General features: G+C 70.1%; 11 protein-coding genes. 2 read left to right on the top strand and 9 right to left on the bottom strand.

The features are described from left to right. The 8 genes from KME79_RS18060 to ctaD form a co-directional block, all read right to left on the bottom strand. On the bottom strand, positions 1–939 hold the full coding sequence (locus tag KME79_RS18060) for a diacylglycerol/lipid kinase family protein (RefSeq protein ID WP_148030588.1): 939 nt from the start codon (positions 937–939) through the stop codon (positions 1–3). A gap of 78 nt (positions 940–1,017) precedes the next feature. Beyond that, entirely contained in the window at positions 1,018–3,765 is a 2,748-nt protein-coding gene (locus KME79_RS18055; protein ID WP_219545418.1) for an immune inhibitor A domain-containing protein, read from the bottom strand. Positions 3,766–3,885: 120 nt separating this feature from the next. Further along, the gene (locus KME79_RS18050) at positions 3,886–4,227 is read right to left on the bottom strand and encodes a hypothetical protein (protein WP_219545417.1); all 342 of its coding nucleotides are present in this window, start codon (positions 4,225–4,227) and stop codon (positions 3,886–3,888) included. Beyond that, entirely contained in the window at positions 4,224–4,607 is a 384-nt protein-coding gene (locus KME79_RS18045; protein ID WP_148030585.1) for a fumarate reductase subunit C, read from the bottom strand. Before KME79_RS18045 ends, KME79_RS18050 begins: the two co-directional genes overlap by 4 nt. Further along, positions 4,604–5,329, bottom strand: coding sequence for a succinate dehydrogenase iron-sulfur subunit (gene sdhB / locus KME79_RS18040; RefSeq protein ID WP_372452439.1), 726 nt, complete (start codon positions 5,327–5,329; stop codon positions 4,604–4,606). The genes KME79_RS18045 and sdhB overlap by 4 nt, the downstream gene beginning before the upstream one ends. Further along, the gene (gene frdA, locus KME79_RS18035; protein ID WP_219545415.1) at positions 5,322–7,055 is read right to left on the bottom strand and encodes a fumarate reductase (quinol) flavoprotein subunit; all 1,734 of its coding nucleotides are present in this window, start codon (positions 7,053–7,055) and stop codon (positions 5,322–5,324) included. The genes sdhB and frdA overlap by 8 nt, the downstream gene beginning before the upstream one ends. Before the next feature lie 4 nt (positions 7,056–7,059). Continuing rightward, positions 7,060–7,293 (bottom strand): hypothetical protein, encoded by a 234-nt coding sequence (locus KME79_RS18030; protein ID WP_148030582.1) that lies wholly within the window; start codon positions 7,291–7,293, stop codon positions 7,060–7,062. 80 nt (positions 7,294–7,373) lie between these two features. Next, on the bottom strand, positions 7,374–9,062 hold the full coding sequence (gene ctaD / locus KME79_RS18025) for an aa3-type cytochrome oxidase subunit I (RefSeq protein WP_219545414.1): 1,689 nt from the start codon (positions 9,060–9,062) through the stop codon (positions 7,374–7,376). A 175-nt stretch (positions 9,063–9,237) separates the two neighbouring features. Here ctaD and KME79_RS18020 point away from each other — a divergent pair, with 175 nt between their 5' ends. Continuing rightward, complete coding sequence (locus KME79_RS18020) at positions 9,238–10,443, top strand: aspartate aminotransferase type Ic (protein ID WP_219545413.1); 1,206 nt, start codon at positions 9,238–9,240, stop codon at positions 10,441–10,443. Here the strand turns inward: KME79_RS18020 and KME79_RS18015 are convergent, their stop codons facing one another. Continuing rightward, positions 10,444–11,022, bottom strand: coding sequence for a hypothetical protein (locus KME79_RS18015; protein WP_219545412.1), 579 nt, complete (start codon positions 11,020–11,022; stop codon positions 10,444–10,446). Positions 11,023–11,076: 54 nt separating this feature from the next. Between KME79_RS18015 and KME79_RS18010 the strand changes: the two genes are divergently transcribed. Continuing rightward, positions 11,077–12,438 carry an FAD-binding oxidoreductase gene (locus tag KME79_RS18010; protein WP_261808441.1) on the top strand — a complete coding sequence of 454 codons (1,362 nt, stop codon included), beginning with the start codon at positions 11,077–11,079 and terminating at the stop codon, positions 12,436–12,438. Positions 12,439–12,535 lie beyond the last annotated feature (97 nt).

The raw sequence follows: 12,535 nt of genomic DNA, 5'->3' as shown, positions 1-12,535 counted from the left end.
TCAGCGGTCCTCGAAGTCGGCCGGGACCATGACGCGTACGCCGTTGGGCACCACGCGGAGCCTGATCGGGGTGCGGAGCCGCACCTCGCCGTCGACGTCGGCGGCCATCGGCGGGTCGGTCTCCAGCAGCATCTCCCGGCCGGTCACGAAGGGACCGCCGGCCAGGCTCCGCCACCGCCCCGTGGTGGCGCGGGCGAGCGTCTCGACCAGCAGCCGCAGCTTCTTGCCCGAGCCGAGCTGGTAGGCGACGAGCATGCCGTCGTCGATGCTGATGTCGCGGGCCACCTGCCAGCCGCCGTGGAAGCGGCCGTTGGCGATGTTGAGCTGGTGGGTCAGGAGCTCGTGGCGCTGCCCGTCGACCGTGATGTAGGCCCGGAACGGGCGGTGGCCGGGCAGGATCGTGAGCGCGGTCAGCGGGTAGGCGGGCCGGCCCACCCACCGCTTCAGCCACGGCCTGACCTTGCCCGCCACCTCCACCGACACCCCGAAGCTGGCCAGGTTGGCGAACGGCCGGTCGTCGGCCATGCCGAGGTCGATGTCGGCCACCTTGCCGGTGGCGAACACCCGGATCGCGCCCGAGAGGTCGAGCGGCAGGCCGAGGCTGCGGGCGAAGTTGTTGGTGGTGCCGAGCGGCAGGACGCCGAGCGCCACGTCGCGGTGGGCGACGTGGCGCACGGCCGAGGAGAGCGTGCCGTCGCCGCCGCCGACGATCAGCAGGTCGGGCCCCGTCGCCAGGGCCGTGTCGAGCAGCTCGCGCAGCCGTTTCGGGTTGTAGACGCCGATCTCGGCCAGCGGCTCGAAGCCCAGCTCGTGGACCTGCTCGATCACCTCGAAGTAGTGGCGGCGGCCGCGCCGTGAGCGAGTGTTGATCACCACTGCCACACGGCGATCCTTGAGGATCGCCGCGGTGTGCTCGGCCTTGGTGCGCAGTTCGCTCATGGTCATCAATCGTAGGTCCAGAAGCCCCTGCCTTCGCACGGCGACCGTGTGAAGACAGGGGCTCGCGACCCGCCTGATCTACTTCTTCGGCGGGGTCACCTGGACGATGGCGCCGAGGTCGCCGGGGAGCGGGCTGATCAGCTTGATCCCCACGCCCAGCGCCTTGCCCTCGTCCCCGGGGTTACCGGAGCCGAGCACGTGGCCGCCGCCGATGTCGAGGCCGTAGTACTCGGTGGCCGGGGTGCCGTCCACGTTCACCACGCGGGTGCTGTACGGCTGGTCGCCCTTGGACGGGACGACGGTGGAGGCGTCGAAGTCCCGGTAGAACAGGCCGCCGTCCTGGACCTCCAGGCCGGGGTACCAGGTCTTGGCGTCGGTGAACCCCTTGACGCCCTTGAGCCCGCCGATCTGCGTGCAGTACTCGCTGAACGGCTCGTCCGGCGCCTCCAGGCACTCCTTGAGCGGGTAGGTGTTCCTGAACGAGAACGCCGCGTTGGACGTCTGGGTGCGGCCTTCCATGTTCTTGTGCCTGGTCGGGTCCTTCGCGGCCGCCTCGCCGGTGCGGCGCAGCGGGTCGAAGTGGGAGTCGACGAGCAGCAGGGTGCCCTTGGAGCCGATGCTCGGCGCCGCCTCCAGGTTGTTCACCAGCACGTTGTTGGTGTAGGTCGAGTCGCGGTACCAGACCAGCAGGCCGGGCGCGTTGTACTTGACCTTCTCCACCTTCCACGCCCCGTCACGCGAGTACGTGGTGTCGTAGGCGTACTGCAGGCCCTTGTCGAACCCGTCGAAGTTGCGCCACTCGGCGAGGTAGAACCGCTGGATCTCACGCTCGCCGTTGTTGATCGTCCAGCCCTGGCCGCTGGTGTTGGTGAAGGTGCCGCCGGTGGCCCGCCAGCCGTTCTCGCCGCCCTCGACGTCGTCGCTCCACACGGTGGCGCCGTCGCTGGTGAGCTCGAAGTCGTCGGCGTGCCAGCCGCGCGGGGTGAAGGCCGCGTCGGTGTTGTACGTCAGCCGCAGCTTGATCGATTGGCCGGCGAACGGCGTCAGGTCGACGTAGTCGTGCCGCCAGCCGCCGGTGTCACCGGTGATGCCGTACTTCTTGTCGCCGAAGGTCGCGAGGTTCTTGTTCGGGTCCGGGTAGTCGTCGGGCGTGGTGATCTCGTCGCCGGCCTCGTCGAAGACCTTCTGCTGGGCCCAGGTCGCGCCACCGTCGGTGGACACCTCGACGAAGCCGAAGTCCCAGTCGGACTCGATCTCGTAGTTGTTCCACATCCAGAACCGCACGTCGGACCCGGCGGGCACGTCGATGTCGCGGCCCACCGAGACGTTCGCCCACTCCTGGTCCATGCCGGACCACCAGGCGTTGCCGCCGCTGTGCGGGTCGACCATCTTGAGCGGCTCGGAGGCCAGGTTCACCCGGACGCCGTCCTGGGTGAGCTTCGGCGTGCGGGAGGACTGGCCGACGGTGACCAGGCTCTTGCGGTCACCCGGGTCGAACACCTTCGGGTTGGCCCAGCCGAGCACCCACTTGTCCCACAGGCCCATGTGCGTGGGCATGGACTGGAAGATCGGGCCGGAGTGGGAGCCGCTGGACATCAGGTCCCAGAAGTCCACCGCGGAGCTGCCCGCGCCGGAGGTGTCGTACAGGTCGGGCAGGCCGAGGTCGTGGCCGTACTCGTGGGCGAAGACGCCGACGCCGGAGTCCTCGGGCTGGACGATGTAGTTGGAGATCTTCATGTCGGTGCCGGGCACCTGGTAGCCGCCGGCGACCGCGCTGGAGTGGGCCCAGATGGCGTAGGTGCCCTCGGCGCCGCCGTCGGAGGACTTGTCCTTGCCGGCGTGGACCAGCACGAGGTGGTCGATCACGCCGTCGGGCTCGGCGAAGTTGCCGTCGCCGTCGGCGTCGGAGACGTCCTCGAGGTCGTAGTCGGCCCACGGGAAGTCCGGCTGGGTCTGGGCCAGCACGTCGACGGCGTCGATGGCGAGCTGGCCGGCGCCGAGCGGGTTGTCCGGGTGGCCGGACATGTCCTGCGGGTTGCCGCCGCAGGCCGCGGCGCCGTACCAGGCCTCGGAGTGCGGGGCCTTGATCCAGCCGACGGCGGAGCCGGTCACGGAGTAGGCGCCCTTGGACATCTCCTCGTACATCTTCTTCAGCGTGAAGCCGGAGATGTCGATGCCCGGCCTGCCGTCGCGGGGGTCCCTCAGGTCCTTGCGGACGCGCTCGGTGATGCCCTTGTCGGTGTAGAGCATCTTGTTGAAGTGCTCGGGGCTGAAGTCCTTGACCCAGAAGGAGTTGTTGTCCTTGTTCGGCAGCGTGGCCGGGTCCGGGATGTTGTTGTGCAGGGGGCCGTTCTTGAGCGTGCCGGCCGGCTCGACGAGGCAGTCGTCGGGGGCGCTGTCGACGGTTCGCAGCCGGTTGTAACCGGAGAAGTCGTCGTCGGCGTTCTCGTTGAACTCGACCAGCAGCGTCAGCAGCTTGGCGGTCCTGGTCTGCTTGGTCTTCTTGAAGATGAAGTCGGCGGGGTTGCGGCCGGTCCTCAGGGCCTCCTGCTCGCGGGCGGCGAGCACCCGGGCGGCCGCCGGGTTGCCCAGGCTGTGCTTCTGGTCGATCTCCCGTGCCCGCGACCGTGAGCGCTTGTCACCGCCCGGCGCGCCCGGCTCCTCGGGCGTGGCCTCGTCCCTGGGCGGGGCGTAGTTGATGTAGAAGTCGGACGGACCGGGCTCGTAGCGCGCCACGGAGGACGCTTGCGCGGTGGGCGCCGTGAGGGTGGCGCCCAGCAGGGCTACTGCCGAGATCGTGGCTAAGAGGCGCGTCTTTCGGGACACCGAGTACCCCTTCTGCCCGGGGTCGCCGGGCGATGGCCGGAGGGTTTCGCAAGCCGGACGGTAGACCCCGGATAAACTCGGCGTAAAGCCGCGAGTCGAAATATCACGAAACCAGGACATTCACCACAGCAGCCATGCCGCGACGGCGGCACCGCCCAGTGCCCCGCCGTAACACACCACGGCGATCGGCAGATCGAACCGGGCCAGGCCCAGCAGTTCCTCGCTGGTGTGGCGGATCCGGTGCGCGGCGTGGAAGAGGCAGAGGGCCACGACCGCCACCAGCGCCACCCGCACCGGCAGGGGTTCGAGCGCGCCCGCCAGGTGCGCGGCGGACGGCCAGTCGAGCACGCCCAGCGGCATGAGCACGCCGAAGAGCAGCACGAGCACCGGCAGCAGCAGCGCGGCGACCACGCCGCCGCCGCTGAAGAGCAGCCACAGGTACGGTTCCAGCACGCGTCTCATGGCGACCTCAGCACGACGTACGCGACGACCGCGGAGACCAGCAGCCAGGCCGAGTGGTTGCCGCCCTGGATCATCCAGGCGGGCACCCGCCAGCCGTCCAGCCGGACCACCGTGGCCTTGGGCGCGAGGTTGAGGAAGGTGATCGCGTGGAAGCAGGTCGCGGCCAGCGCCACCACGTTGACCGCGATCATCCACGGTTGCCCGGCGAGCGCGACGAAGCCCGCGTACCCGCCGCCGGTCAGGGCGGCGATCATCAGCAGCAGGAACGCGACCGTCCAGGCCACGAACACGCTGGTCAGCTCCCGGAGCACGAAGATCGTGTAGCGCCGCGAGCGGGCGAACCAGAGCCGGTCGCGGCCGCGTACGTAGGGCGCGGTCATCGACGGCTCCACGGCAGCACCGAGCGGAGCGCGGCGGTCAGCTTGTAGCGCTGGATGGCCTCGGCCGGGTCGACGTGCTTGGGGCAGGCGTTCGTGCACTCGCCGACGAACGTGCACCCCCAGACGGCGTCCTCCTGGCTGAGCACGTCGAACCGGTCGTCCATGTCGCGCGAGTCCAGGTTGTAGCGCTGCGCCAGCGCGATCGCCGCGGGCCCGAGGAAGTCCGGGTCGAGCACGTACACCGGGCAGGCCGAGTAGCAGAGCATGCAGTTGATGCACATGCTGTACTGCTTGTAGGCGTCGAGCTGCGCCGGGGTCTGCGCGTACTCGGCGGTCAGCGGCAGTTCCTCGCCCCCCCTGACCAGCCACGGCCGCACCGACGACAGCTTGGCCAGGAAGTCCTCGATGTCCACCACCAGGTCCCTGATGACCGGGAACCCCTTGAGCGGCTCGATCCTGACCGGTCCGTCGCCGTACTCGGTGAGGAAGGTCCCGCAGGTCAGCCGGGGTTCGCCGTTGACGGTCATGCCGCACGACCCGCAGATGCCCATCCGGCACGACCAGCGGAACGACAGCGTGCCGTCCAGCCGGTCCTTGACGTAGGTGAGCCCGTCGAGCACCGCCCAGTCGGGCATGAGCGGCACCTCGTACGACGCGAAGACGGGCTCGGCGTCCTGCCCGGGGCGGTACCGGGCGACCTCCAGCCGGATCGACTCAGTCACGGCCATAGACCCTTTCCCCTGGGGGCCAGCGGGTGATGGTGACGGGCAGCAGCCCCACCGAGGGGGTGCCGTCGGGGGCGCGGTGGACCAGCGAGTGCGCCAGGAAGGCGCCGTCGTCCCTGACGGGGAAGTCGGTGCGCTGGTGGGCCCCGCGCGACTCCTGCCGGTTCAGCGCGCAGGCCACGATGGTCCGCGCGACGTCGAGCATGGCCCGCAGCTCCAGCAGGTTGATCATCTCGGTGTTGAAGACGGCGCTGGTGTCGTCGGCCCGCGCCTCCAGGGCGCGCTCGCACAGCTCGGCGAGGGTGCCGGCGGCCTTGGCCAGCACGTCGCCGCCGCGGTAGATGCCGGCCGCGCCCTCCAGCGTGTGCTGCATCTCCTCGCGCAGGACGGCGACGCGCTCGCCGTTCGCGCGGCCTTCGCGGGCGCGGGTCAGCCGCCGCCGCTCGTCGTCGCCCTGGCTGCGCACCGCGGGCGGCTCGCCCTCGCGGTGGGTACGGGCGAACTCGGCGGCGGCGATCCCGGCCCGCCTGCCGAAGACGAGGATCTCCGGCAGCGAGTTGGAGCCGAGCCGGTTGGCGCCGTTGATGCTCACGCAGGCGGTCTCCCCCGCCGCGTACAGCCCCGCGACCGGGGTGGCCCCGTCGAGGTCGGTGTGCACGCCGCCCATCATGTAGTGCACGACGGGACGGACCGGGATGAGGTCGGTGGCCGGGTCGAGGTTCTGGTAGCTGCGGCACAGCTCGCGCACGAACGGGATGCGGGCGTCGATCTTGTCCTCGCCGAGGTGGCGCAGGTCGAGGTAGACGACGGGCCCGTACGGGGTGTCGGCCGTGCGTCCTTTGCGCTGCTCGTGGACGAACGCCTGGGAGAGCCGGTCGCGCGGGCCCAGCTCCATGCTGCGCAGCTTCGGGGCGGGGGTGGGCCGGCCCAGGTCGTAGTCCTGGAGGTAGCGGTAGCCGTCCTTGTTGATCAGCCAGCCGCCCTCGGCCCTGGCCGCCTCGGTGATGAGGATGCCGGTGAACGGCAGCCCGGTGGGGTGGTACTGGACGAACTCCATGTCCTTCAGCGGCGCGCCCGCCCGGTAGGCCAGCGCCATGCCGTCGCCGGTCTTGATGGTCGCGTTGGTGGTGAACGGGAAGGCCCGGCCGCAGCCGCCGGTCGCCAGGATCACGGTCCTGGCGGGGATCGCCTCGACGCGGCCGGTCCTCATCTCGACGGCGACCACGCCGTGCACCCGGCCGTCGTCGACGATGAGCTGGGTGACGTACCACTCGTCGTATCGCACGATGTCGGGATATTTCAGGGTGGTCTGGAAGAGCGTGTGCAGCAGGTGGAAGCCCGTCTTGTCGGCCGCGTACCAGGTGCGCTGCCGTTTCATGCCGCCGAACGGGCGTACCGCGACCCGCCCGTCGGGCTCCCTGCTCCACGGGCAGCCCCAGTGTTCCAGCTGGATGAGCTCGCGGGGCGCCTCGGCCACGAACGCCTCCACCGCGTCCTGGTCGCACAGCCAGTCGCCGCCGGAGATCGTGTCGTAGCAGTGCTCGTCCAGGCTGTCGCCGGCGCCGATCACCGCGGCGGCGCCGCCCTCGGCGGAGACCGTGTGGCTGCGCATCGGATACACCTTGGACAGCACGGCCACGGTCAGGGACGGGTCGGTCTCGGCGACCGCGAGCGCGGCGCGCAGGCCGGCCCCGCCGCCCCCGACGATGAGCACGTCGATCATGCGATCAGCTCCCGCGGTCGGGCTGGATCGGGTCCTTCACCCGCCTGCCGTCGTGGCGGACGGCGGACAGGTGGATGCTGCCGTCGTGGTACTCGTGCCGGATCCGGCGGCAGCCGCAGTCGAAGAACTGGTCGCGGATGACGAGGCCGTAGCCGTCGTCGTCGACGAGGCGTTCGCCTCCCGACTTCTTCCCGCAGGGGGCCGTCTCGGGGGTGAAGGGGATCTTGGTGCCGGTCATCGCCGATCTCCTTAGACAGGCGACTGAATGGGCGGATCGTCACATCAACAGAAGCACCGCGACCTCTCGGGGGAAAGGTCTCACTTTGTTTCGCGGCGCTTGAGCGCGGCCTGCTGGGCCTCCTTCAGCTCCGGCTTGTCGTCGGGCGGGTAGTGCAGGTCGAACGCGGGCCGTTCGGAGCGGATCGGCGGCATGAAGGTGAAGTTGTGCCGGGGCGGCGGGCAGCTCGTGGCCCACTCCAGCGAGCCGGCGAACCCCCACGGGTCGTCGACGGTGACCTTGGGCGCCCGTCTGGCCGTCTTCCAGACGTTGTAGAGGAACGGCAGCGTCGAGGCGCCGAGCAGGAACGCCCCCGCCGAGGAGATCTCGTTGAGCAGGGTGAACCCGTCGCCGGGCGAGTAGTCGGCGTAGCGGCGCGGGAACCCGAGCATGCCGAGCCAGTGCTGCACCAGGAAGGTGGTGTGGAAGCCGATGAACAGCGTCCAGAAGTGGAGCTGGCCGAGCCGGTCGTCGAGCATCCGGCCGGTCATCTTCGGCCACCAGAAGTAGAACCCGGCGAACATGGCGAACACGACCGTGCCGAACACGACGTAGTGGAAGTGGGCCACCACGAAGTAGGAGTCGGTGACCTGGAAGTCGAGCGCCGGCGAGCCCAGGATGACGCCGGTGAGCCCGCCGAGCAGGAAGGTGACGAGGAACCCGATGGCGAACATCATCGGCGCCTCGAAGGACAGGTGTCCCCGCCACATGGTGCCGATCCAGTTGAAGAACTTCACCCCGGTCGGCACCGCGATGAGGAAGGTCATGAAGGAGAAGAACGGCAGCAGCACCTGCCCGGTGGGGAACATGTGGTGCGCCCAGACGGTCATGGACAGCCCGGCGATGGCGATGGTCGCGCCGACCAGGCCGATGTAGCCGAAGATCGGCTTGCGGCTGAAGACCGGGATGACCTCGGTGATGATGCCGAAGAACGGCAGCGCGATGATGTAGACCTCGGGATGGCCGAAGAACCAGAACAGGTGCTGGTAGAGGATCGGCCCGCCGTTGGACGGGTCGAACACCTGGGTGCCCAGCCGCCGGTCCGACTCCAGCACCAGCAGCGCGGCGGCCAGCACGGGGAACGCCATCAGCACGAGCATGCTGGTCAGCAGCACGTTCCAGGTGAAGATCGGCATCCGGAACATGGTCATGCCGGGCGCCCGCATGCCGATGATCGTGGTGATGAAGTTGACCGCGCCGAGGATGGTGCCGAGTCCGGCGAGGGCCAGCCCCATGATCCACAGGTCGCCGCCGACGCCGGGCGAGTAGGTGGCCGACGACAGCGGCGTGTAGGCGAACCAGCCGAAGCTCGCCGCCCCGCCCGGGGTGAAGAAGCCCGCCACCGCGATCAGGCCGCCGAACAGGAACAGCCAGAAGCTGACCGCGTTGAGCCGGGGGAAGGCCACGTCGGGCGCGCCGATCTGCAACGGCATGACCGCGTTGGCGAACCCGGCGAACAGCGGGGTGGCGAACAGCAGCAGCATGATCGTGCCGTGCATGGTGAACATCTGGTTGTAGGTCTCGGCGTCGACGACCTGCAGTCCCGGCGCCGCCAGCTCGGCCCGGATGATCATCGCCATGACCCCGCCGATCAGGAAGAACCCGAACGAGGAGATCAGATACAGGTAGCCGATCACCTTGTGATCGGTGGTCGACAGCCAGGACGCGATGACCGTCCCGGTGCGCCGTCGCCTGACCTGTTCGATCGAGGTCTCGCGAACGGTGGTCACGGCTGCTCCCTCCAGTAGAGGTGGCGTGCCTACCCATTCCACGCCAACGATCGACGTGCGTGAAGGAGTTTTTCGAAGATTGCCGATAAGTCCCCTTCTCGGATGGCGGACGCGGGCCAGGACCGGCCCCAGGATCTTCTATCCTTCGTGTCAACCCGATCGGAGGAGAGATTTCGTGACCGCTTCGCGTGACTACGCCGCCCTCGCCCAGCGTGGGCTCTCGCTCGACCTCACCAGGGGGAAGCCGTCGCCGCGTCAGCTCGACCTCTCCAACGACATGCTGAGGCTGCCGGAGTCCTACCACGCGGCCGACGGCACCGACGCCCGCAACTACGGCGACCTGCAGGGCCTGCCCGAGCTGCGCGAGCTGTTCGGCCCGCTGCTGCAGGTGCCGCCGGCGCAGGTCGTGGTGGGCGGCAACGCCAGCCTCGCGCTCATGCACGACACGGTCGTGCACGCGCTGCTCGGCAAGGTGCCGGGCGCCGAGCGGCGGTGGGTGGAGGAGCCGGAGATCACCTTCCTGTGCCCGGTGCCCGGCTACGACCGCCACTTCACGATCTGTGAGCGGCTCGGCATCACGATGGTGGCCGTCCCGATGGGCCCTGACGGCCCCGACATGGACCTCGTCGAGCGGCTCGTGGCGAGCGACCCGAAGGTCAAGGGCATGTGGTGCGTGCCCAAGTACAGCAACCCGTCCGGCGTCGTCTACAGCGACGAGACCGTGCGCCGGCTCGCCGCCATGCCGGCGGCCGCCCCCGACTTCCGGATCTTCTGGGACAACGCCTACGCCGTCCACCACCTCACCGACGCCCCGGCCGAGCTGGCCGACCTGCTCGCGCTCTGCGCCGCCCACGGCAACCCCGACCGGGCCCTCGTGTACGGCTCCACCTCCAAGGTGACGCTGGCCGGCGCGGGCGTGTCGTTCTTCGGCTCGTCCCCGGCGAACGTGGAGTGGTTCCTGGCCAACACCCGCAAGCAGTCGATCGGGCCCGACAAGCTCAACCAGCTGCGCCACGTCGAGTTCCTGCGCGACGCCGACGGGGTGGCCGCCCACATGCGCCGCCACGCCGAGCTGATCGCGCCCAAGTTCGAGCTGGTCGACCGGGTGCTGACCAAGGAGCTCGGCGGCCTCGCCACCTGGACCAGCCCGCGGGGCGGCTACTTCATCAGCCTGGAGGTGCCGCACGCCGCCGAGGTGGTGGCCAGGGCCAGGGCGGCGGGCATCGCGCTCACGCCCGCCGGGGCCACCCACCCGTACGGCGAGGACCCGGACGACCGCGTGATCCGGATCGCCCCGACCTATCCCGAGCTGGACGAGCTGGAGCAGGCCATCCTCGGCCTGACCGTGTGCGTGCGGCTGGTGGCCGAGGAACGCGCCTGATCAGCGCGTCCCCGCGGGGGGCCGGAAGCCGAAGATGTACTGACGCGTCTCGTGCGGGTGGAAGGTGACGTCGACCCCGGGCTCGAAGGCGACGTTGTCGCGGGAGCAGTAGCAGAGGCTCTCCCAGACGGCGTACGCCTTCTCCCGGGCGGGCCCCTCGGCCTCGTCGCGCTTGCGCGCCCCGTACGCGCCGAGCACGAGCAGCAGCCCGACCCCCCAGAACACGCCGGTCAGGCAGAACGGCGCGAGCAGCACCTCCGCCCAGCCGGAGAACTTGCCCATCGCGATCACCAGCGACACGACCAGGTGCAGCAGGGCCGCCACGCCGAGCAGGACGTACCCCTGGTTCCTGGTCCAGGGCGTGTAGTGGCGGCTGGGGAACGACAACCAGACCGCGAGCTGCGTACGGCTCATCTGGTGTTTGGACGCGCCCAGCGCGGCTCGCGAGGGCAGGTCGGCGACCTCACGATCGCCGGGCAGCCTGACCCGCCCGATCCGATACGTCGTGCCCGCCGCCACGACCCCCGGCACCGCGATGACCTGATCTACCAGCCCGCATGCCGGACACTTCACTTCCACCCGCCGCAGTCTCTCCGTAAAACGACACTCCATGCAAACCGTAAGGTTCTTCATGTGAGACCCATTGACGCCCTGGTGAGTTCCCTGCCCGACGGCCGGGTCGTGACCGACCCCGACGTGATCGACTCCTACGCCCGCGACCGCACGTTCGTGGAGCCCGGCAAACCGCTCGCCGCGGTGCTGGCCGGCTCGCGCGACGACGTGGTGGCCACGCTGCGCTGGGCGAGCGAGCACCGGGTGCCGGTCGTGCCGCGCGGCGCGGGCACCGGGCTCGCCGGCGGCGCGACCGCGGGCGACGGCGCGGTCATCCTCTCCCTGGCCAGGATGGACCAGATCAGGGAGCTCGCTCCCGCCGACGAGATCGCCGTGGCCGAGCCCGGCGTGATCACCGCCGACCTCGACCGGGCCGCCAGGGAGCACGGGCTGATGTACGCGCCGGACCCTTCCTCGTACGAGATCTCCACGATCGGCGGCAACCTGGCGACGAACGCGGGCGGGCTGCGCTGCGTCAAGTACGGCGTCACCCGCGACTCGGCGCTCGGGCTGGAGGTGGTGCTGGCCGACGGGCGGATCCTGAACACCGGGCGGCGCACCATGAAGGGCGTCACTGGCTACGACCTGACCGGCCTGTTCGTCGGCTCCGAGGGCACGCTGGGCGTGATCACCGCCGCCACCGTGCGGCTGCGGCCGGTCCCGGCGGCGGCGCCGGCGACGTTCGCGGCCGAGTTCGGCTCGCTGCGCGACGCGGGCGCGGCGGTGTCGGCGATCATGGCGGCGGGGTGCCAGCCGTCGCTGATGGAGCTGCTCGACCGGGCCACGCTGGAGGCCATCGACGACTGGCGCAACATCGGCCTGGAGGCGGGCACGATGGCCATGCTCATCGGCCAGTCCGACGCCTCCGACGGCCAGGCCGCCGCCGCCCGCATGGAGCGGCTCTGCCTCGACAACGGCGCCACGTTCGTGGCCGTCTCCTCCAGCCCGCAGGAGACCGAGGAGCTGATCGGGCTGCGCCGGATGGCCTACCAGGCCAAGGAGCGGCTCGGCGCGTGCCTGGTCGAGGACGTGTGCGTGCCCCGCTCGGTGCTGCCCGACATGATCGGCGCGATCGAGGCCGCCGCCGCCCGGCACGGCGTGCGCATCTGCACCGTCGCGCACGCCGGCGACGGCAACCTGCACCCGGTGTTCGTCTTCGAGCACGGTACGAGCGAGCCGCCGCCCGAGGTGTGGGCCGCGGCGGACGAGGTGTTCACGCGGGCCCTGGAGCTGGGCGGGACGCTCACCGGCGAGCATGGAGTCGGCGTGCTCAAGCGGCGCTGGCTGGCGCTGGAGACGGGGCCGGTGGCGCGGGAGGTGCAGCACGGCATCAAGGCCGTCTTCGACCCGCTGAACATCCTCAACCCGGGCAAGGCGATCTGACCGGTGGCCGGTTGTTCACCAAGACGTGACCTCGGCTGCGAATCCCGTAACGACCTGCGTGAAAACGCTGACACGCGAGCGTCAGACAGAGAAGATA

The organism is Nonomuraea harbinensis (assembly GCF_019396385.1).
GTDB classification, from domain to species: domain Bacteria; phylum Actinomycetota; class Actinomycetes; order Streptosporangiales; family Streptosporangiaceae; genus Nonomuraea; species Nonomuraea ferruginea.
This window is presented reverse-complemented; position numbering and strand designations above follow the sequence as displayed.